Origin of the sequence: Methylophilus sp. 13 (assembly GCF_015354335.1) — a bacterium.
GTDB classification, from domain to species: Bacteria; Pseudomonadota; Gammaproteobacteria; order Burkholderiales; family Methylophilaceae; genus Methylophilus; species Methylophilus glucosoxydans.
Window position 1 is genome coordinate 683,600 of record NZ_JADKYR010000003.1, and the last position, 21,908, is coordinate 705,507.

A 21,908-nucleotide genomic window follows, 5' to 3' on the forward strand; every position below is an offset into this window, starting at 1 on the left:
GAATGTTAGGGAAGCGCAATTTTCAGCTCGGTTGCGGCCCCTTCAATATTTACCTTTTGTTCTGTACCAGGTTTATTTTGTCCTGGTAGCCAGGCTTGATAACTGTATTGACCATCACTGAGCTTGATCATGGCCTTGCCTTGGTCGTCCGTTTTGACAAAAAACGGGGTATCGACGACATAAATATACCCTACCATAGAATCATGAATGTTGCACCCTAATGTCACCAATCCCGCCTGATCAAACAACACGGGGTCCGTTGGCACGCCGGAATACAACTTCAGCTCGAATTTTTTGGCAGGTGAAAATGAGTAGACATGGTGCCTCACCGTATCTTCATTCGGAAAATTCACCTTGGTACCGGTCTGGATTACAGTTACCTTGGGGTTAAACATTTTGTTTTTTTGCACGATCTTGCCAGGGGCTGGACTGATTGCAGGGGTTTTCTTGTCATAAAACGCGACGACCGCATCGGTGACCGGCCGGCCCGCAGCATCCGTCACAGTGAGCGTCACTTCCGCGGCGTGCGCAGACAGCCCCAGACAGAGTAACCAGAGTCCTGCGCCAAGCAGCGGCCTGCTCAAAAAACGCATGTTTTTATCCTTTGCAAGTTTAGTCACTGACCACGTCCCGCTTCATGGGCGCCAGTATCTTCAACAGCTCATTCTTTTCTTTGGTGCCTACGCCATTGATATCCATGCGCTCCCGCAATACCTCAACCATAATTTCGAATTCTGCCATGGTGATATGGGCATCGGCATGCGCATTTTTCATGGTTTCACCCTCATACTCACATTGCCCGCCAGTTTTAACACATAAAAAATTGGTCAGACTCTGTTTAAGCGTGACCATTTTCACCCCTTCAAATGAGCGGGCTGTACGTGGATCCTTGCTGACAATATCCAAAGTTTGATTCGACAAGCGGCTCAGCATCGGCAGGCCACCGATACGGCTGAACAAGCTTGCATCAGGCTTGGGCTGGGCGGGACACCCCGCCATGCACAGCAACAAGCCAATCCAGATCAACCTTCGCATTTCTTCCTCCGTTAAATTGCCACACTATCAGCATATTACGTGAGCTTAAAAAGTTTGAAACCATGAAAAAGCCAATCAAATCAATCGCTATTTTCGCAATGATTCTTATCGCGAAAACGAGATAATGATGTTATCAGATCAAATTTTGAAAGCGTTACCATGCATTCTTCTCCCCTTCTGATCGGCTGCATTGCAGTGGCAACAGCAATGACCTTGCCTTTCGTAGCCAACGCAGGCGATCGCCTGTTAGCGACCGGTGGCGTCACCCAGATTGAGGGGGCGGCAGGCGGTGGCTTGATGCCTTGGGCTGTGATTAGCGGTTATGGCACAGACAAACAAATTGGCGGCTCGGTGTTTTATACGCATGCACAAACCAAGGGCGACTTTAAATTAAATACCTCTGGGATCGCGATTGGTGCTTTCAATCGCATCGAACTCAGTGCCAGCCAGGCGCGGTTCGGCTTGAGCGATACGGTGCCTGGCGAGGAAGTCCGCCTGAACACATTAGGCATAAAATTACGCCTGATAGGCGACGCCGTCTATGAACAGGACAGCTGGCTGCCACAAATCTCGGTGGGGGCCCAATACAAATATAACGAGGACTACCACTTTGTGCCCAAGGCGCTGGGCGCCAAAGATCGCGATGGCATTGATTATTATGTGGCCACCAGCAAGTTATTTTTGGGTGCGCTGAATGGCTACAACTTGCTCATCAATGCCAATCTGCATGCCAGTAAAGCCAACCAGTTTGGCCTCTTGGGATTTGGCGGTGACCGGCATGACCGCTATCGTATCCTGCCAGCCGCCTCGGCAGCGATCATGCTTTCGGATAACTGGCTCATCGGCACTGAATATCGCGGAAAACCGAATAACCTGTCGGTATACAAAGAAAACAGTGCGCACGATATTTTCATGACCTGGTTTCCGCACCGCAACGTGTCTATCACTGGCGCCTATATTGATTTGGGCAGAATCGCCAACAAGGACGACCAGACCGGTTGGTACTTGTCAGGCCAGTTAAATTACTAAGTGAACCGACAAGTCGTTATTTGAGCGTCTGCAGGCCGCATGTCGCCTGCAAGGCTTTGTCCAGTTGCTTGTAAGCCGCACCATTGCCGGTCGCAAAAGCATACGGATTGGTCAAAAGATATTGGTTGTAACGCACTTGCCGGTAACTATACTTTTGCGCAAGACCGAGTGCATAGCAGTCGCAGGCCTGCGTCATATCGTCGGCATGGTAGCGCTGCTGGCAAGTCTGCTTCAGTGCCTGCTGATCCGAATCCGTCCAGGGCTTGGACGTGGATACTGCATCGGCCCTGGCCTGGGTCAACATCGCATACATGAGTTCCACGCTGGCGCGCAATTTACCCAGTGGCGCCGTCTGCAAGGTATCGCGATGCAGCGGCTGCAAGCTAGCTTCATCTAGACTAAAATCAGCCTGATTATCTGTCGTCTCGGGCACTTGATAGCCTTGTGCAGCCAACATGATTTGCTTGGCCGGATCGGCTTGCAACAAGGCGTGTGCTTCGGCGAGGTCTGCCGCTGGCAGTTGTAACTGCCAGTGGATCTGACAAGGTTGCGTCGTGGTGACGGACATGCTGCCACTGACCTGCTGATCAGCCACTGCATCCGCAAATGCAGGTGGGATACGCTGCAGCATGTATTGCATTTCCTTGTCTGCCAGCGTTTTTAAAGACTGCTGATCCAGGCAAGCAATGACGGTGGCATGGACCATCCATAACACCAGGGCGGAGCTGATTTGAGTCAGGCATTTATTAAGGCCAGGCATAGTGATTTCTCTCAAACGATTCTGGCATTTGAGCAGGCTTGACCAGAAAAGTTTTGTGCGGCATCTTTTATCAAGATAACAGAGTCGCCGGAAATGAAAACGGGCGCTAAAGCGCCCGTTCATGCCATCAGGAACAAATTATTTGTTCATAACGTACATAGTTACTTCAAAGCCGAAACGCATTTCGGTAGCAGCTGGTTTAGTCCACATAGTCATTTCTCCTTTATCCTAAATTCGTCTTAGCAGTTGCTATCAACGTGTGACCATATTAAAACTCGGCTAAAAGATTGTCGTGATTAAACTGCGCAACATGCGTTCATGATTTTCATGAGTATCGCCTGATATACCCCTTAATCCGCCCGTGACTTGATCTGGCGCAACAATTTGCTGATGCCTTTGCGGCCGATGGTGCGCTTGAGGCTCACCTTGAAGTCATAGACGTAAAACGGCCATAAAAACTGCCAGCTCAGGCGGCGACCGCTCATGCCGAGATATATTTGCAAAAACTGCTTGCGGCCTTCCCAATGCAGTTTGTTCAAAGCGCGCGTCAAGTCGGCCAGACGATTCGACATCGGCGTCGCTCTCGGCGTCGCATGCAAGCGGGCGGTGTCTATCAGCACAAACTGTAACAGATCACCCTCACGCTGCACCAGGATATTGCCCCCGGAAAAATCGCGGAAATAAATCCCCGAATGGTGCATATGCAGGCAAAACCGGGCAAAGGCCTGATACAAATGCTCAGCAGTCAGGCCCTCGTATTCGGTCGCGCCCTCGCGAAAAGCCAGAAACGCCTTGGAAATGGCAAACTGATGCGGCACAAAATCACAGATATAAAAATTGCGGCGCAACGTGGTGTCATGCGTATGCTCGATGAATGCGACAGGCATGGCGGTACCCACGCCTCGCCGCAGCAATTCCATCGCCCCGTTCCAGCTACGCTTGGCTTTGCTGGGTTTAAATCTGTCCAGTAGCGTTTTATGCCAATACATGCGCACCGGTTTTTTCACAGTCACCTGCTGACCGGGAGTTCTCGGGTCAGGCAAGGACCAAATCGCATTTCTAGCATGGCGCAACGCCTGCTGTTTGGCAGGCGGAGTCAGCGTTTCCGGATGCCAGGCCTGCCATAATTGTCTGGCCTCTTCGGCATCCTTTGCCAGAATCAAGCCGCGCCAATCGCCTTCATGTACCGGAAAATACTGTTTGCCGCCTATATGCGCATGAATCACCGTGCCACTCAAGGCAGGTTGCGCCGTGCGTAGTAACATCTGGTCCGGCTCCGGCCACACCAGATACACCGGTGACTCGGTCACTAATTGCCGGTCTGGTACCGGTTGGCCGTCACGGTCAAAGATTTGCGCGAGCTGCAAACAATGCGGGGAATAGACTTGGTCGAGCACTGCACATTGACCGTTGACGGTCCAGGCGATATGCACGGTTTTCCCATGCTGCTGTAATTCGTGAATTTCGAGTCCATGGCCGGTACTCACAGGCGCAATATAGTGCGCCCCGTTCAGCCAGTCGCATGCCGTTTTAAATGCCGAAAAACTGGGTCTGTGCTGATAGTGTTCGCGCTGGCCATCGGCCGATTTGTAATAGGCGACGCGCTCCAGAGCCGGATACTCTGCATCTTTGAGGCCATCATCAATCAAGCCTTCACGGTGACAAATGAAGGCGCCCCAGTTTGCGTGCTGCAAAGCGCCAGAGGCAGCCAACAAAGTAAAGTAGCGTGCGACGTAATCGGCCTGTTTTTGCGCGCCATCCGGCAAGTGGCGTTTGATGCGGTAAATCGCCCAGAAGGCCACCGGCGAAACCAGCGCAGGCACACCAAAATCTTCCCCCACTTTTTGCAACAAACGGGCTTTTTTGATCAGGTTAAACTTGAGGTGTCGGGTCCACTGATATTTGAAAATACGCTCATCGGACAGCTCTGGCTCAATCACGCGCTCCACAAACAGGTTGTTACTGTGCACATCGGGCAAGCGCCGGGTCTGAGCCAGCGTTTTCAGCAGACTGACGTTATACAGCGGCTCAAAATCCTGCACATTCGGGCCCACCACCCGCACCTGATATTGTCTGGCCAGATCGTAAGCCTGCTGCCAGGCTAACATAAAGCCAGGCATGTCATAGCCCGCCCATTTTTTGCGGTTGACCGTGTTGCCAATCTCCAGCGCCGCAATGCGCCCCGCATAGGCTTGCAATAGCTCATTCACAAAAGTTGCCCACGCTTGCTGCACACTGACGTCGCGCATATTTCTGGCCGCGGCAAATGGCTGCACCACATGCAAGGTCACCGAGAGGCCAGCCGCTAACAAACGGCGCAAAAAACGCTCTTGATGGGGGCGGGCATCATCATCGCTGATATCCAGCCGCACCCTGGTCACACCCAGCATCTGCAATTGCGTCAAGACGTAATCATCAGTGGCAGGATCCTGATTACTCGCGACACAGATCCCGATAAAGTCGTCAGGGATGGCATGGTCGAGTTTTGGCAAGTGGCTGTGTTTGAGCCAGAAACCGCCTGTGGCCAGATATTTCAAGCCATCAAGAATGACCTGGCGGGTCAGCATGGAGGGTTGTTTTTTCAAAGTCAGCCCTTACTCTGGCAAGCGATAACGCTGCTCTTGATACAACAAGGCAGGCAACAGGCTGTTAGCCAGGGCGCGTTCAGCCAATGCCGCGGCATCGGCTGGCGGTGCGGTATTCTGCAACTGCTTACTGAGTGGATTGTAGTGACCAAAGGCAGGCGCCTTGCCCTCGCGCAATACCACCACTTCGTTATCTGAGACCGTTGGGCCAGTTTGCTGCATCCAGCCAAAGTTGTAGTTGTACTGCATCATGGCGCGACCACGATAGTCAGCGCTCACATTGGACAAATCATGCCCGGTCATCGGATGCTTGGCGTCTATGCCCATCAGTGACAACACGGTCACCGGCAGGTCAATCTGGCTGGCAATTGCTTCAACGGTTTTAGGTTGCACCGCCCCGCCCAGAATCAACGCCGGGATATGAAAGTGTTCGATCGGCACCAGCGAATCGCCACGCACGCGAATGTCATGGTCGGCCACAATCAAAAACACGGTATCGTTCCAATAAGGGCTGGCTTTGGCTTTTTTAAAGAACTCGCCGATGGCGTAGTCGGCATATTTCACTGCATTGTTGTCAGTCGCCTTGGGCTGCTCATACAGCTCGATACGCCCATCCGGGAACTCAAAGGGTGCATGGTTAGACGAGCTGAACGCAAGTGTAAAAAACGGCTTGCCGCTGGCGTGGTGTGCCATCAGCTGCTCATGCGTTTTGTTGAGCAAATCTTCGTCAGAAGCCCCCCAGCTGGCAACAAACACCGGATTGATGAAATCCGGTTGGTCCGTGATCTGCTGAAAACCATTGCCCATGAAAAAACTGCGCATATTGTCAAAATGGGATTCCCCCCCGTAAATAAACTCGGTCAGGTAACCACGTTTGGACAATAGCGAAGCCAGCGTAAAAAAGTTCTTCTGGCTCAAGTCCAGCTTGACGGTACTGTCTGACGGCGTCGGCTGAAAACCGGTAACGACCGCCTCAATCCCGCGCACCGAGCGCGTCCCGGTCGCATACAGATGCGTAAACCAGATGCCCTCAGCTTTGAGCTTTTCCAGATTTGGCGTCACCGGCTTGCCGCCCAGAGATTCGACAAAGCCTGCGCCCAGACTCTCTTGCAGCAAAATCACCAGGTTCAATGGTTTGTCTCGCTGCACACTGGGTGTCAGCGTGGTCAGGGTCGGGATATCGGTATCTTGCGCACCGGTCAAGGCAAAGATTTTTTCGCGCGGCAGTTTGCCGTAAATGGCACTGGATTTTGCCTCATGCTGCAAACTGTAGGCGGCATAAAATACCGAATAGCTTGAGTTTAAAATCAGGCTGTTGACCATGCTGTCCTGGGTAATGGCAAACAAGGCCGGATTGGCCGGGCGGTGGCCCAGGCTAGAGCGGATGCCGAAAATCGTCAACACCAGCAATAATGGCCAGACCAGCCATACCGCCAAATTATTCCATTTAGGCTCGGCTTGACGCCAGGGTTTCAATAAACGCGCAACCAGTGCAACAGCCACCAAGCTCATGGCCAAGCCAAAAAACAGTTCGACTTTAAAGCCTTGCCACAACATGCCAAACACTTCATGCGGATACTTGAGATATTCGACAAAGATGCGGTTGGGGCGGACATCATACTCAAGAATAAATCCTGGCGTGGCCGCCTCTAAAAACACCAACAACACCAATGAGAGCAACACCCACCAAAAGGTGAATCGGCGCCAAAACTTGAACAGGCCACGGGTCGCCAGCACCGGCGACACTAACACCGGGATCAAGGCCAGCAAACCAAGCTGAATGACATCCACACGCACGCCCTGCAACAAGATCTGACAAAGTTCACCGGTCGCCTGTACGCGCTCCCACTTCCAGATCACCAGCCCCAAGCGCGTGAGAGAAAGCAAGACCAGCCCACTGATAAACATGACAATCAGCGGTGCATAAGGGCCAAACCAGTGGGCAAATCTCCACAGTTTTGAAGACGGGCGAGGCGTGCCGAAATAGATAGGTTGCATAAAGGCTTAATCTGTTTGAATCAAGCTTGGAATTATAACGGGTTATCTCGTTTATGGCCCTACCGGCAAGCATCCGCCTGCAGATGTGCGATTAAAAGGATTTTTTACGTAAATCGAGGTAGACCATGGACAGCAAAGCGACCGGGATCACAAAGCCCACCAGCAAAGGCACCAAATCCACCAGCATATCCACCATACCGGTCTGGCTGGTGAACAGGCTCCAGCCTTTAGCCAACAAAGGTACGACCGTGAATAACAGCGTGGGAATCAGAAACCAGACGGTGCTGCTTGCCCCGCGTTTGGCCAAACGCGCACAAAAAAATGTGACCAGCGCCACAATAATGGCAGCCCCGGCACCCCAGATAGCCCCGGCAACGATCGTAATCCAGGTCCCTACCTGATACAGCAATAAACAAATGATGGCGGTTAGTATCAGCTTGCGGTTCATCGCAACTTGCATGTCACACTCCTCTGAATGAATGGCTTGTTTTAATGATAAGTGTGACAACAGAGGCGTTAAAAGTTGCAAACAGCCCTGCGTGTTTGAGTACGCTGATCCTGAAAGCCAGCGTCGGCTCCACCGGGAATTCAAGTTCGCCAGCCAGGCCCATGGCCTATACACGCATTAGCCAGGCCAGCTGCCCTTGGATGCCTTAACGTTTTCTGTGTTTTAGCCATCTCACCATCTGCATGCCCAACAGCACCAAGACCCCGATCACACTAAGCAAACATAGGATTGCAGGCAATGGAATCAGACTCACAGCTTGCGGCTGACGCGCAAGCCCCTCTTTTAAAGACGCCGGCAACCGGTTTGGCGTCACTGGAATCACTTTCCATTGGCTACGATCCGCTGGCGCTTGTTGCAGATACTGGGCAAAGCTATATACAGGCGCGAGACCAAACTCACGGCTGGATGGAATTTGCGGAATACGTACAAAGTAAATCGCTTCAAGCTGATCGGCCAGAGGCGCCATACGAGGTGAAGTTAATGTGGACCGGTCACCAGTTTGAGCCATATTGAGCAGGTCATGCCCGATGGCGTCAAATGCTACCGCAGGAAACAGCCGAGTCATTTCAGTATTCAGGTAATCATAAATGGCACGGCCTTTTTGCAGACTCTGCTGCGTGGCAGCTACATACCAGTAAGCGGCACTGGCCTTGAGCAGGCTCTCGACTCCACGCCGGGGCACTTGCCAGCCCAGTTGGCGTAAAGTATCTATGCTGATGCCAGCACAGTTATCCCTGGCGTGATCATATACAAAGTCATTGTGGTAAAAATGCTGCATGACCCGGTTATTCAATGCCTGAACTTGCTGGGGAATCGTCGTCTGACTGAACACCGCCACCAGCATATAGGATGGCCGGTAAAATGCCTGCCCACTATTGAGGTCGCCCATGTATTTATCGAAAGGCGTGACCCCGGCAATGACGCCCTTTTCACTATTGATGGCCAGGTTATAGTAGTTATTGACCAGCCAGTTTGCATATTCGCCTTGCGCACCGACGATCCCGGTAGCCAGGGCAAAGTGACCGCCATGGGCCTCATCATCATCGCCCTGGGCACCATTGAGCAAAATGCCGACGGCTGTTTTGCCTGACGACTGTTGCGCCAGGCCTGGTGACCTCTCCCATAACAGCCGGCTTTGATAGGGGCTGCGGGCACCCCCGTTGGCAAACTGTACCAGGGATTGCAAGGTTTCATCCTTTTGCAACGGTTGCGGGTCAGCGGTTAAATCAAGCTTAAACGCATGTGGCCATACGGTGCGCGCCGTCAAGGTCTCGCCCTCTAACTCGCCGCGTATCCACAGTTTGGACTGGCTGAAATAAGCACTCGTATCCGCATTCCAGTAAGATCGGTTACTGGCAAGTTTGGGCACCAATTTAAAATGGAAGCGCTCGCCTGTTGCGGTTGAGACCGAACTGCCTGCAGCGGTTAACGTCATTTCTGACCAGCGTTGAGTTGCGCCGGTCCAGACCAGTGACGGTAAAGCCACAGGATTGAGTGCCGCACTATCCTCGACTCCACGCATCTGGGTGTCGATGCGTGTTACTGGCTCGCCATCAGCCGGGACAGAAAACGTCTCATGGCGGAAATACCATAAGGTTTGCGGCAACGTCTGGCAGTGCTGGCAAGCCCCCCGCATCGTTTGAAATTGCGTGTTGGCATAGGGTCCTAATTTATCCACTTCGGACTCCGCATGAACAAACGACGACATCAAGCCGATGCCGAATCCAAATCCGACCCCAACCATACGCCGCATGCTATCGCCCCCAAACACGCAAGTAATTGCACATACTGACCCAATATTCTGGCTGGCGCCAGCACAAATAAATTGCCACCAGCACATTGAGCATGGCCGTGATACCAAACAACTGCGGGATGCTGACGCCCATACCAAACAGCATGACCGAGAATCCAGCAGAGAGCACCATAAACAGTGCATTCATGATGTTGTTAGACGCAATCACACGGGATTGATAGCCTGGTTGCGCGCGACTCTGTAGCAACACGTACAAGGGCACAATATACAAACCGCCACAAATGCCGAGCAAGGCCACATCCAGCAACATGCGCTCATCGCTCCAGCCAGGCAAGCGATGCAAAGTCAGGCCCGGATGTGCCAATAACTGTTGCTGGATATCGCCCGTCACACTGGCAAAATCCCAGGCAAATACAGACATGCCCACCGCTCCCAGCATGACTAGGCCTAGCTCCTGCTTGCCTTTGGAGAGCTTTTCACACCAGACAGAACCGACGCCTACCCCCACCGAAAAGATCGATAACAGACTGATAAAGTCACGCTCCGTGCCCTGCAATACATGCTTGGCCAGGTTGGGAAATTGCGCCAGCAAGGTCGCGCCAAAAAACCAGAACCAGGAGATCGCAACAATCGCGACCCACAACGTTTGCTGCGCCCAAAAGGTCCGTACGTTCTTGATGGTCTCGGTCACGGGGTTCCAGTTCACCTGGATCTTGGGCACCGGTGGCGGAGAAAGCGGAATGCTGCGGCTCAAGTGATAGCCAGAAATCGCAATCAACAGCACACTCAAGCTGGTGAACAAGGCATGTTGCTCCAAACTGCCTAACCATGCCCCCAATACCTGCCCCAGCAAAATGGCGACAAAACTGCCCATCTCGACCAGGCCATTGCCAGCGGTCAACTCGTTGACCTGCAGATGTTGGGGCAGGTAAGAGTATTTGACCGGGCCGAACAAAGTCGAATGCACCCCCATTAAAAACAGGGCCAATGCCAGCATGAAAAGACTGTTGCTTAAAAAGCCTATGCTGGCGAATAGCATAATGCCTATCTCCAGCATTTTTACCCAGCGGATCAGTTGTGATTTTTCATACTTATCCGCCAATTGCCCTGCCGACGCCGAAAACAGGAAAAACGGCAGAATAAACAAGCCAGGCAGCAAGGTCGCCAGCATTTTGCCATCCAGCGTGGTCAAGCTGGCCGTGTTAAACGCCACCTGCGTAATCAATGCCGTTTTAAACACATTGTCATTAAATGCCCCCAAGCCCTGCGTCCAGAAAAATGGACCAAAACGTTGCTGGCTCAGCAATTGGAAAGGACGCTTCATGCCGCTTTTTCCGCCATTTGCTTCAGGGTAACGTAGTCGGTTTTACCGGTGCCTAATACCGGGATTTGTTCCACCACTACCAATTTACGGGCAATGGCAATTTCCGGTGAGCCCAGGTTTTTGGCCACAATTTGCAAATCCTCACGTTTAAGTTTGTCGTCGGTGGTGAACAGCACGATGTTCTCGCCACGGCTGGCATCGGCGACGGTCGTCGCGGCATGCTGATGCTCAGGGGCAGCAGTATGGGCAATTTTCTCGACCACTTCGAGTGAGACCATTTCACCGGCCACCTTGGCAAAACGTTTGACCCGACCTTTGATATGAATAAAGCCTTCAGTATCTACCTCAACCACATCGCCGGTTTCATACCAGCCATCCTTGGGCGAAACCAGGACGCCAGGCTGGTCATATAAATAATAGCCTTGCATGATGTTGTCGCCTTTTACATAGAGCAAGCCGCCGTTTTCAATGCCAGGCACCGGCGCCAAGCGGTATTCGATGCCCGGAAAAAACTGGCCCACCGTCCCATGGCGGTTTGCCATTGGCGTATTGGCAGCCAGCACCGGCGCACATTCAGTCGTACCATAGCCTTCGAGGATGCGGATACCAAATTTTTCATGGTAGATTTTGCGCACTTCTTCATTGAGCTTCTCCGCCCCGGCAAACACCACCCGCAATTTGTAAAAATCATAGGGGTGCGCAAACTTGGCATAATTGCCCAGAAAGGTGCTGGTAGAGAAAAACACGGTACAGCCCTTGTCATAAATCACTTCCGGGATCAATTTATATTGCAACGGCGACGGGAACAGCAAAATCGGGATGCCATTCAGGAAAGGCAACAAGGTGCCGGTAAAGCCAAAGGCATGAAACAGTGGCAATGCCATCATGAATTTATCAGCAGGATTGAAATCCAGCATGGCCAGAATCTGATGCGTATTCGCCACAATACTTTTATGGTTATGCACCACGCCTTTGGGCTTGCCCTCGGAGCCGGAAGTAAACAGGATGACTGCGGTGTCGTTTTCTGTCGCGGGCTCCATGGCGGCACGCGGATAATGCAAGGCATAGCCCATGAGCCAGGCGCGATCCAGCATGCCAAACTGGGCACGCAAGTCTTCTAGATACACAATATTCAGATCACGCATTTTAGCGATGGTGTCTTCAAGCTTGGCGGCTTCAATAAACTTGCGCGAACTGATAATGGTGCGGACATTGGCGGCAATACAGGCGTTACGCATGCCCTCTGCCCCTGCGGTGTAATTGAGCATGGCCGGGACACGCCTAAACGCGGTCATCCCTAATAGCAAAGCCAGCGTATTGGTGATATTCGGCATCAACACGCCAACCGCCTCATCCCGCTGACTGACTTTGGTGGCAATGCGGCCCAGCGCCAGGCTGCGTTTGAGCACTTCCTGATACGTCTCTTCGACCTGGTTCATGTCTTCGATGATGCGCGTTTTGGCACCATATTTATCCATGGCATCCAGCATGGCTTCAAACAGCGTGGTGCTGCGCTGCGTCTTGAACAGCATGTGCTGCATGATATTGCGCATGGCTTCACCAGCTATGCGGCGGCGCTGCTTGGCCGTCAACGGCGCGTGATGCCCGTGCGGCTCAATCTGAATCTGGGTGGGCGGTAAAATGGTCAAGGTGACTTTAGGCAACAGCTTGCGTGGATGCGCATCTGACAAGCGGCCAAAATATGACTGCGCCGCCCCCTCTACCCTCACGGGCAAAATCTTGACGCCGGTTTTTGCCGCGACAAAACCAGGGCCGTCATACACCTTCATCAAGGCCCCCGTCAGCGTGATGCGACCTTCAGGAAAAATCACCACATTTTCACCGGCATTCAGCCGCTGAATGACTTTTTTCATCGCCAGCGGGCTGGCAGGGTCCACCGACAAATGCGGTGTCATCTTCAGCCATAGCCGGAAGAAGAAGTGCTTTAGAACCCCGGTATGCACGACAAAAGTGGCCCGCTTGGGCAGAAACAGGCCAAGCAACAGGCCGTCCAGAAAAGATTCGTGGTTGGCAATAATCAACAAACGGTCTTCGTTTGGCACATTTTCGAGGCCGGTAACACGCACCCTGAACAATAACCGACAGACACCCCTTAATAAACTGACTAGCATATTCACTTCCTACCCTTTTATATTTCGTTTTTTATATAGTCCAGCACATTTTCCAGTGCTTGTTGCATGAACGCTTTATTGACCCAGAAAAAGACTTCGCGTCCGATTTTTTCACTCTGTAACGCGCCACCACGCTCCAGCACCTTGAGATGGTGGGTAACGGCTGTGCGGCTTAATTGAGAGCTTTCCACAATCTGCAGGATGGTCAACCGCTCGTTTTTTTCAAACGATAGCAAAATCCGTTGCCTGTGCGCATCCCCAAGCGCCTCAAAGAGGGCCGAGATGTCTGTCCAGGCTTCTGGAATGTGAGTGACTGTTTTCATATAACTAAATAATTAGTTATTTAGTTTATTTTGTCAAGCGCTGACCGCAAAATATTTAGTCCCCGCCCTAATCCGGGTTTCATTAAATCATCATTTACCGCAAAACAGAGGCCGCTACACTATGTTAAAACATTTAAACATAAATAATTCAGGGAATAAAAATGGGACGATACGCCGCACTTTTTTCATTGATGGCAGCACTACCTGTGGCGGCGCATGCCAATGCAGTGATCAACCTTGCCAGCACTAGCTGCAGTGGTGCGTTGTCGATTTCATCACTCGCTGGCGCCTCGCTCAGCTGTGCAGGTAACTTGACCTTGAATGGCGGCTGGATAGACTCTGACGATAGCATCTTCATTCGTGCAGAGGGGGATTTGCTGCTTGAAAACCTTACATTGAATGCACAAGAAATTTCGCTTTCGACATTCCAAGGTGGCATCCAGATCGCAAATAACGTGAATATTAACGCCGTTCAAAACGATGGCAGCGGTGGTGGGCAAATTGTGATCAATGCAGGTAACAACAGTCTCTTCCCGACAACCCCCATCATTCATTGGCAAGCTTTTGACCCGTCATTCAATGCCGGTGGCACCGTGCACTTCAATATGCCAACCACACACACAAGTGCGCCCTCAGGCGTGATTGCAGTTGGAGGGCAAGTCGTGATCAAACCAGGAGGCGCTATTCAAATCTCATCGAGTCAAATTTCGCCCCCCCTGATCAACATCCCGCTCACGGCTTCTGTTTCGGCTGTGCCAGAGGCAAATCGAGCGGCGATGCTGTGGCTGGGTTTGGGGTTGCTGGCGTTTAGACGCAGGCTGCTTTGACGACTACGAAAGCTGACGTTGCAACAAACTCAGCATGGCGCTATCCCCGGAAACGCCACTGCAGTAAACCGTCAAACCCGCCGCACTTGCCTGCTCGGCAATACGGGCATGGTTAACAAACAAAGGCGTGGCTTGCAGCCAGGCTGCATCCTGCGCCAGGTCGAGCAAAAAGCGCAAAGCCTCACTGCTAGTCACGACGATACCCTGCAATTTGCCTTCATCATAAGCCTGCGCCAGCACTTGTGCACTGCTTTGCGGATTGACGCGGCGGTAACATTCACCAAACACGACCTCCGCCCCGCGCTGTTTCAAGGTCTCGGCCAGTACTTCGCGTCCGCCCACCCCGCGCACAATCAACACACGCTGCCGTTGCATCACCTGCAATGGCTCCAGTGCCAATAGAGACTCACTATCAAACCGGTCTTGCGGGATCAGCACCTGTGTAATGCCAAACGCCTGCAAACTGGCTGCAGTCGTTGGGCCAATCGCGGCAAACTTGAGGCTGGGTGGGATGCCTGCCTGCTGCAGTAAAGGCATGCCATGTTGCACGGCATTGCTGCTGATAAAAATGACCCAGTCAAACTGGGCCAAGGGCGTGATGGCTTGATCAAAGCCACTGAGATCAGGCAATGCCTGAATATCCAGCAGCGGAAACGAGATCACCGCACCGCCGGCGGCCTCAATGGCGGCCGTTAGCTTGGTCGCTTGCTCGGGGGGGCGCGTGACGGCAATCCAGCGTCCGGCCAACGGCAGGGTCATTTTATGCCATCCAGCAATGCCAGAATCTTGTCTGCACCGCGCGCCACCAATTGCAGGGCCAGTTGCTGACCCAGTTTTTCAGCCTCTGCTGCGGATCCCGTGACGGTCTCTTTCAGCATTTGCTGGCCATCCACGCTGGCGACAAATCCCTGCATGGTGATAGTGTCATTTTGCTTGGTGGCATAAGCGCCCAGCGGCACCGTGCAACTCCCCGCCAATGCGCGGCTAAAGCCACGCTCGGCCAGCACGCAAAGCTCGGTGTCGGGGTGATTAAGCGGTGCCAGAATGGTTTTCAAATCCGTCCGCGCGGCATTGATCTCAATGCCCAAGGCACCCTGACCCACTGCCGGAATGCTCTCTTGCGGAGAAATAAACTGGCGGATGCGATGACCCAATTCGAGACGGATCAATCCAGCCGCCGCCAGAATAATCGCGGCATATTGGCCTTCGTCCAGCTTGCGTAACCGGGTTTGCAGGTTACCGCGCAAGGATTCAATCTTGAGTGTGGGGAAACGCGCCTGTAACTGGCTTTGCCTGCGTAAACTGGAGGTGCCCACCACACTGCCAGCGGGCAGGTCATCCAGGCGGGCATAGTCATTGGAGACAAACGCATCGCGCGGGTCCTCGCGCTCGCCCGTCGCCACCAGCGTAAAGCCTTCCGGCAGGTGCATGGGCACATCTTTCATGCTGTGCACAGCCAAATCGGCACGACCATCTGCCAGCGCGTTTTCAAGCTCTTTGACAAACAGGCCTTTACCGCCAATTCTCGATAACGGCGAATCCAGAATTTGATCGCCCATGGTCGTCATGCCCAAAATACTGACGTCGCATTGTGGATACAAGGCCTGTAATCTGGCCTGGATGTGCTTGGCCTGCCACATGGCAAGTGCGCTTTCGCGGGAGGCAATGACCAACTTGGCGGGGGAGTTCAGTGTGCTCAAAATGAATAACCTGTGATGAAGTTAGCTGGATTAAGCTGCGCATTTTAACACGGCATGTCCAGATAGCCGCGCAAGCAGCGGAGATGAACCTTTGAGCCACAAGGGAGTCGGATTGAGTTATGCTGAGCATTCGGCAAACACCTCAAGTGGCGATAAAAGTCATGCTTTTAAACATAAAGAGGAGGACTACTCATGCAGTACCAAATCGAAATTTTTCTTTCTTCTCTCAATCAATTCTGGATCGAACTCGTACATTTTGTGCCCAAATTACTGGCGGCCATGGTGATCCTGTTTTTTGGCTGGCTGGTAGCCAAAGCAGTCCGGTTGGGCGTAAAGCGTATTCTGGAACTCTCGCATTTTGATACCTTTGCGCAAAAATCTGGCCTGGAAGCCTTTATGCGTAGCGCCAATTACAAAGTGAGCCTGAGCGGCATTATCAGCCAGGTGGTGTATTGGCTGGTGATTCTGCTGTTTGTCATTACCGGTGCCAATTCGCTGGGCCTGAGTGAAGTGGCCGCCCTGTTAAAAGAACTGGCCAGCTATCTGCCACACATCATTGTGGCGATTTTGGTCGTGATCTTTGGGACGCTATTTGCCCGCTTTATCAATCGCCTGGTGTTTGCCTGGCTGCACAGCATCAAATTTGATCAGGCACTGGTAATCAGCACTTCGGCCGAGTATTGCATCCAGATCCTGGCGATTTTCATCGCACTGGAGCAATTAGGCATCGGCATGCAGCTGATACATTCATTATTTGTGATTGTGTTTGGCGCGGTGTTTTTAGCGCTAGCCATCGCCTTTGGTCTGGGTGGCCGTGATTGGGCCGCAAAAGTAATAGACCAGGCGCAACAGAAGAAAAAATAGCGGCATACGGCCACTGCTTAAGTGGCCTTAATGATGTGCTGGTGACGGCGGCTGACCATCAGGGTCTCGGGAATACCCTTAAGCAAGACCACCCAGGCTGCCTCACCCGCCTCATCGCCCTCGGTCATGCGTTGTTTTTCAAAGCCGCTGATGGCTGCGCGTGCCACTAATGCGTTGCGGTGTATGCGGACGAACAGATCGGGATAACTTTGCTCCAGCTGCGTGAGCGAGCCCTCGAGTAAATAACTTTTTTCGCGCGTGCGCACGGTGATGTATTTAAGCTCAGCGCGCAAATAAAGCACCTCGGCGATGGGCACCAGCATGATTTTGCCACGTTCGTGGATGCTTAAATGATCATGGGTTTGCTGCAAAGGCTGCAATGCTTGTGACTGCGCCGCTGGCAAAGGCTGCGCTTTGGCCAAGGCCGTTGCCAGGCGCTCACTTCGAATCGGTTTCAGCAAATAATCAATGGCATTGAGATCAAAGGCTTGCAGCGCATAATGGTCATAAGCAGTGGTAAAAATCAGTTTGGGCGGCGTTGCCAAGCCGCGCAAATGCTGGGCCAGCTCAATGCCATCCATCACGGGCATGCGGATATCCACCAGCACAATCTCGGCAGCGTGTTGCTGCAACAGCGATAATGCCTCCACGCCATTGGCTGCCTCACCAACGATCTCATAACCACCGATATCCCCCACCAGGTCGCGCAAGCGCTGCCTGGCCAAGGGCTCGTCGTCTACAATCAACAGTCGCTGGCTAGCCATGCACCACCTCGGACAAGGGCCGTGTCGGGATGACGATTTCAACGATATACCGTTGATCCGCTTCGTACTGACGCAATTGCGCCTCAAGGTCGTAATGCAAGCGCAGGCGTTCACGAATGTTTTTGAGCGCCATTTTATTGCCACTCGCCCGGTTGCTTGGCGGGGGGAGCGGGTTGCTTATCCTTAACAGCAAGCTTTTGCCGCTGGGTTTGATCTCAATATGCACCACGCCGCCTTGCGGCTGCGGCTCAATGCCGTGATAAATAGCATTCTCAAGCAAAGGCTGCAAAATCAGCGGCGGAATCATCATCTCTGGTGGCAGCTCAGACAATTGCCAGTCACATTGCAACCGTTCATCCAGACGCAGCTTTTCGATATTGAGGTATTGGTGGCACAAGGCAATTTCTTGCGATAACGGCACCAGGTCACGGTTATCCGCCATTAGCACGCGGAATAGTTCAGCCATATCCTCCAGCGCCGTTTCAGCACGCTGCGGCTGGCTGCGGATCAATGACAAAGCTGCATTCAGGCTATTAAACAAAAAATGCGGGCGAATGCGCGCCTGCAAGGCCTGCAACCGGGCCTCGGCGATGGCAGGCGAATACGCCCGCTGCAGCAGATCGAGGTAATACAGGCACAGCAGGACATCGGCAGCAGAGAGCAACAGCACCTGACACCATTGCGCGGCACGCAAAGGCACAATCCACACATGGTAGCCTTCCGTGGCCAATGCGGTCAGGCCAACCGCCAGCAGCACAATCCCTGCCAGGGCCGGGCGATATGCCCAGCGGCTCATCCACGGATAAGCCAGGGTCAGCGCCCCCATCACCAGCAACAATGGCGGCAGCCACTGGCTACTGATCTGCGTCAGTGCGTTTACCCAGGCGCTAATACTTGCGTCCGGCTGTCCATCGTAGACCACCAGCAACGCCAGCAAACACAGATGCAGCAACAGCACACGTAAGTGTATGCCCAGATTGCGGAAATTGGGAATGCGGCTAGTTTTACGCACAGCGTGATGTTCATTTATAATGTGGCTCCAGCATCATAAGTATTCAGCGCCTCTCGCGCAAGCCAGCCTTATTGGCAGAAAGAATTTGTTTTGACCGCACCCAAACCGACACCCCAGTCTTCTTTGCATCAAAAAGACCAAGCCTGGTCCGGCCGCTTCAATGAGCCGGTCGCAGAACTGGTCAAACGTTATACGGCCTCGGTCGATTTTGACAAACGCCTGGCCAGGTTTGATATTGAAGGCTCGATTGCCCACGCCACCATGCTCGGCGCGCAAGGCATCATTTCGGCGCAAGATGTAGAAGAGATCAAACGCGGCCTGGGCGAGATTCTGGCGGAGATTGAAGCCGGACAATTTGAATGGCTGCTTGATCTTGAAGACGTACACCTGAATATCGAAAAACGCCTTACCGAGAAAATCGGCGATGCTGGCAAACGCCTGCACACCGGCCGTTCACGTAATGACCAGGTTGCCACCGATGTGCGCCTGTGGTTGCGTAGTGTGGTCGATGACACCCTTACCGGCATCCGCGCCCTGCAAAAGTCATTGCTAGATTTGGCCGAAAAGAACGCTGCCACCATCATGCCTGGCTTTACCCATCTGCAAGTCGCGCAACCGGTGACCTTTGGCCACCACCTGATGGCCTATTTTGAAATGCTCAACCGCGATGCCGAGCGCTTTGCCGATGCCCGCAAGCGGATCAACCGCCTGCCCTTGGGCGCTGCCGCACTGGCGGGCACCAGCTACCCGATCAAGCGCGAGCTGGTGGCCGAACTGCTGGGGTTTGACAGCGTATGCCAGAACTCGCTCGATGCCGTGTCTGACCGCGACTTTGCCATTGAATTTAATGCCGCTGCCTCGTTGCTCATGATGCACTTGTCGCGCTTCTCCGAAGAGCTGATTCTATGGATGAGTCCACGTTTCGGCTTTATTGATATTGCCGACCGCTTCTGTACCGGCTCGTCTATCATGCCGCAGAAGAAAAACCCGGATGTGCCAGAACTGGTGCGTGGCAAAACCGGCCGCGTCTATGGCCATTTAATCGGGCTGTTGACTCTGATGAAAGGCCAGCCACTGGCCTACAACAAAGACAACCAGGAAGACAAAGAGCCTTTGTTTGACGTGGCCGACACCTTGCTGGTGACCTTGCAGATTTATGCCGATATGCTGCGCGGCATCACCGTCAAGGCCGACAATATGCGCCAGGCGGCATTGGAAGGTTTTGCCACCGCCACCGACCTCGCCGATTACCTGGTGAAAAAAGGCATGCCGTTCCGCGATGCGCACGAAGTCGTCGCGCATGCCGTCAAAGCGGGTGTGGAGTCTGGCCGCGACCTGGCCGAATTCAGCCTGTCTGAGTTACAAGCATTTAGCAGCACCATCAGCGACGACGTGTTTGAAGTGCTGACGCTCGAAGGCTCCGTCGCCAGCCGCAACCACACCGGCGGCACCGCCCCAGAACAAGTGCGCCGTGCCATTGCACAAGCCAGAGTACAGTTAGGGCACTGATGATCCTCCGCCACCCTCACCAATGGAATCTCAGATCATACTTGGTGATGATGGCGGGCTTGATGATTGTCATTGGCGTGATGCTCCGGCTATTTAACCATCCCGTACAGGCCGCGTTTGGCATCGCCAATCCCAAGCAAGAGCAATCCATGCTCTGGCCCTTGCTACCCGGTGAAAGCGTCAACAGCCTCGCCGCCAAACTGTACCCGCAAAGCCCCGTCCTCCAGCAACGCTTTGTGCAGCAATCACTCACGCTGAGCCGCAGCCGCGGCATCCTGCTCAAGGCCGACCAAGCGGCCAAGTCCGCGCAACTCATCGCGGTGCCCAATGCGCAAACCCTGCATACCATCACCCACCGCATTAAAAAAGCCGATGAAATCGATCCGCAAACCTTTGTCACACCCGGCCTGGTAATGAGTGTGCAACTCTCGCAAGGCGCACAACACCGTTCGGGTTGGCATTTGCCTCAGCTGTCGCTGCCAAGCGTGCGCCTGCCAGAATTACCGGCACTTAAAGGCTATTCCTTCTCGGTGGATCATTTAACGCGCCGTGTCATGGCCGTGAGAACGCATGTGGTAGACACCTACCAGGCTAATGCAACAGCGATTGCTAACACCCCGCTCAGCAAGCTTTATCAAACACCGCAATTGGCGGTGATTGTATTGAGTGCGCTATTGTTGCTGGTGTTGAGTTTGGTTTGGGGTGTTTTGGAAGAGCGGCGGCCTAAGCGGTAACCTTTGCATTACATTCTTTTTCGCCTTGATGGCGAGTTACTTTCTGTTGCTTGCCCCACAGAAAGTAACCAAAGAAGACGGCACCCAGCCATCACGGCCTGACGGCTGCCTTGCGTTGCTCAACAAAGTGGGCGTCCATCGAAACTCGCCCTAGCAGCTTGCACACTACGCAAGCTGCCGCGGAACTCGAACAGCCGATGGTCGACATCACCCACTTCGTCTCCGCTACTCAGCGTGATGGGATGGGATTGATCTCGTCAAAGTCACACTGTTGAAGTTTGGACGGTTGGAAAACACCAATTCTTTTATTCAATCCGCCAACGGTGGCAGTCGCATGGTGTTCCGGGGCCCCTATCTGACGCGCCGAGTAGCGCAGGCAAAACAAGAATAAAGGGAGCGACTGTTCGAGTCCCGCAGCAGCTCACGTATTTTGTGAGCTGCCAGGTCGAGTTTCGTGACCGCTTGTTTTGGTGAGCAACGCAGGAAACAAGCGTAAGCTAGGGTGCACTTTCTTTTGGTTACTTTATCTTTGTGCAAGCTGTATAGACCGGAGACATAGGTGACACATGTATTAGGACATGGTTGACACATTAATGTGTTTTTCATGTTTGTGTAAAGTAGATGGTTTCGCAATGATGGTGCGCATAAAAGACATCATAAACACCATCCTCATCATGGCGAGGTCGAATCGCCACTTCATGCCTGTGTAAGGCACTGGATACCTTGAATCTCTTTCCCTTGTATCTCAACTCACCATTCCACTTCACTGTGACCACCTCATCATCGGGTCCATACTCAATCTCAGGTAGTCTGGATGGAAACGCTCTCGGGCTGGGGCGATAGCGGCTGATGGGTGTATCCAATGCAATCGCTTCGTGTGGGCGCTCGTGGTTATATACACGACGCCAATCATCAAATGCGGTTTGAACCTGATTGAGTGAGTTAAAGCTGCGGCCATTGAGCACCTCTGCTTTGAGCGTACGGTGGAACCGTTCATCTTTACCATTGGTCTGTGGGTGATAGGGACGGCTATGGCTAATACGTATGCCTA

General features: G+C 53.0%; 21 protein-coding genes. 5 read left to right on the forward strand and 16 right to left on the reverse strand.

The annotated features are described in order from the left end of the window. Positions 1-5: 5 nt before the first annotated feature. Both INP77_RS11005 and INP77_RS11010 read right to left on the reverse strand, forming a co-directional pair. On the reverse strand, positions 6-593 hold the full coding sequence (locus INP77_RS11005; RefSeq protein ID WP_194749061.1) for a methylamine utilization protein: 588 nt from the start codon (positions 591-593) through the stop codon (positions 6-8). Positions 594-612: 19 nt separating this feature from the next. After that, positions 613-1,035 carry a group 1 truncated hemoglobin gene (locus INP77_RS11010; RefSeq protein WP_194749062.1) on the reverse strand — a complete coding sequence of 141 codons (423 nt, stop codon included), beginning with the start codon at positions 1,033-1,035 and terminating at the stop codon, positions 613-615. Between the two features lie 207 nt (positions 1,036-1,242). On the opposite strand from INP77_RS11010, the gene INP77_RS11015 reads away from it, so the two are divergent. Continuing rightward, a complete protein-coding gene (locus INP77_RS11015) occupies positions 1,243-2,064 on the forward strand; it encodes a DUF3034 family protein (RefSeq protein WP_228518886.1) in 822 nt (273 codons plus the stop codon). 16 nt (positions 2,065-2,080) lie between these two features. On the opposite strand, the gene INP77_RS11020 is transcribed toward INP77_RS11015, so the two are convergent. From INP77_RS11020 to INP77_RS11060, 9 genes are all read right to left on the reverse strand, one after another. After that, the gene (locus INP77_RS11020) at positions 2,081-2,824 is read right to left on the reverse strand and encodes a hypothetical protein (protein ID WP_194749064.1); all 744 of its coding nucleotides are present in this window, start codon (positions 2,822-2,824) and stop codon (positions 2,081-2,083) included. 138 nt (positions 2,825-2,962) lie between these two features. Then, on the reverse strand, positions 2,963-3,034 hold the full coding sequence (pqqA, locus tag INP77_RS11025; RefSeq protein WP_081624291.1) for a pyrroloquinoline quinone precursor peptide PqqA: 72 nt from the start codon (positions 3,032-3,034) through the stop codon (positions 2,963-2,965). 140 nt (positions 3,035-3,174) lie between these two features. Beyond that, entirely contained in the window at positions 3,175-5,409 is a 2,235-nt protein-coding gene (locus INP77_RS11030; RefSeq protein WP_368667936.1) for a lipopolysaccharide kinase InaA family protein, read from the reverse strand. 9 nt (positions 5,410-5,418) lie between these two features. Beyond that, positions 5,419-7,407 (reverse strand): LTA synthase family protein, encoded by a 1,989-nt coding sequence (locus INP77_RS11035; RefSeq protein ID WP_194749065.1) that lies wholly within the window; start codon positions 7,405-7,407, stop codon positions 5,419-5,421. A gap of 91 nt (positions 7,408-7,498) precedes the next feature. Beyond that, positions 7,499-7,867, reverse strand: a complete 369-nt coding sequence (locus INP77_RS11040; RefSeq protein WP_194749066.1) for a hypothetical protein — start codon at positions 7,865-7,867, stop codon at positions 7,499-7,501. Between the two features lie 193 nt (positions 7,868-8,060). Further along, entirely contained in the window at positions 8,061-9,668 is a 1,608-nt protein-coding gene (locus INP77_RS11045; RefSeq protein ID WP_194749067.1) for a hypothetical protein, read from the reverse strand. A gap of 1 nt (position 9,669) precedes the next feature. Then, positions 9,670-10,992 (reverse strand): MFS transporter, encoded by a 1,323-nt coding sequence (locus INP77_RS11050; protein ID WP_194749068.1) that lies wholly within the window; start codon positions 10,990-10,992, stop codon positions 9,670-9,672. Continuing rightward, on the reverse strand, positions 10,989-13,124 hold the full coding sequence (gene aas / locus INP77_RS11055; RefSeq protein ID WP_194749069.1) for a bifunctional acyl-ACP--phospholipid O-acyltransferase/long-chain-fatty-acid--ACP ligase: 2,136 nt from the start codon (positions 13,122-13,124) through the stop codon (positions 10,989-10,991). The genes INP77_RS11050 and aas overlap by 4 nt, the downstream gene beginning before the upstream one ends. A gap of 17 nt (positions 13,125-13,141) precedes the next feature. Continuing rightward, positions 13,142-13,447, reverse strand: a complete 306-nt coding sequence (locus tag INP77_RS11060) for a helix-turn-helix transcriptional regulator (RefSeq protein WP_194749070.1) — start codon at positions 13,445-13,447, stop codon at positions 13,142-13,144. A 161-nt stretch (positions 13,448-13,608) separates the two neighbouring features. On the opposite strand from INP77_RS11060, the gene INP77_RS11065 reads away from it, so the two are divergent. After that, positions 13,609-14,274, forward strand: a complete 666-nt coding sequence (locus tag INP77_RS11065) for a hypothetical protein (RefSeq protein ID WP_194749071.1) — start codon at positions 13,609-13,611, stop codon at positions 14,272-14,274. Positions 14,275-14,277: 3 nt separating this feature from the next. Here INP77_RS11065 and INP77_RS11070 read toward each other — a convergent pair whose 3' ends face one another. Both INP77_RS11070 and hemC read right to left on the reverse strand, forming a co-directional pair. Then, positions 14,278-15,033, reverse strand: a complete 756-nt coding sequence (locus tag INP77_RS11070) for a uroporphyrinogen-III synthase (protein ID WP_194749072.1) — start codon at positions 15,031-15,033, stop codon at positions 14,278-14,280. Next, positions 15,030-15,965 carry a hydroxymethylbilane synthase gene (gene hemC / locus INP77_RS11075; RefSeq protein ID WP_194749137.1) on the reverse strand — a complete coding sequence of 312 codons (936 nt, stop codon included), beginning with the start codon at positions 15,963-15,965 and terminating at the stop codon, positions 15,030-15,032. Before hemC ends, INP77_RS11070 begins: the two co-directional genes overlap by 4 nt. 201 nt (positions 15,966-16,166) lie before the next feature. Between hemC and INP77_RS11080 the strand changes: the two genes are divergently transcribed. Then, the gene (locus tag INP77_RS11080) at positions 16,167-16,838 is read left to right on the forward strand and encodes a hypothetical protein (protein WP_194749073.1); all 672 of its coding nucleotides are present in this window, start codon (positions 16,167-16,169) and stop codon (positions 16,836-16,838) included. A 17-nt stretch (positions 16,839-16,855) separates the two neighbouring features. Here the strand turns inward: INP77_RS11080 and INP77_RS11085 are convergent, their stop codons facing one another. Together INP77_RS11085 and INP77_RS11090 are read right to left on the reverse strand one after the other, a co-directional pair. After that, positions 16,856-17,602, reverse strand: a complete 747-nt coding sequence (locus INP77_RS11085; protein WP_194749074.1) for a LytTR family DNA-binding domain-containing protein — start codon at positions 17,600-17,602, stop codon at positions 16,856-16,858. Then, positions 17,595-18,614, reverse strand: coding sequence for a histidine kinase (locus tag INP77_RS11090; RefSeq protein WP_194749075.1), 1,020 nt, complete (start codon positions 18,612-18,614; stop codon positions 17,595-17,597). The genes INP77_RS11085 and INP77_RS11090 overlap by 8 nt, the downstream gene beginning before the upstream one ends. A 90-nt stretch (positions 18,615-18,704) precedes the next feature. On the opposite strand from INP77_RS11090, the gene argH reads away from it, so the two are divergent. Then, positions 18,705-20,123, forward strand: coding sequence for an argininosuccinate lyase (gene argH, locus INP77_RS11095; RefSeq protein WP_194749076.1), 1,419 nt, complete (start codon positions 18,705-18,707; stop codon positions 20,121-20,123). Between the two features lie 62 nt (positions 20,124-20,185). Further along, positions 20,186-20,857 carry a hypothetical protein gene (locus INP77_RS11100; protein ID WP_228518888.1) on the forward strand — a complete coding sequence of 224 codons (672 nt, stop codon included), beginning with the start codon at positions 20,186-20,188 and terminating at the stop codon, positions 20,855-20,857. Between the two features lie 602 nt (positions 20,858-21,459). Here INP77_RS11100 and INP77_RS11105 read toward each other — a convergent pair. Beyond that, on the reverse strand, positions 21,460-21,908 hold a 449-nt coding region (locus INP77_RS11105; protein ID WP_194749078.1), incomplete at its 5' end, for an integrase core domain-containing protein.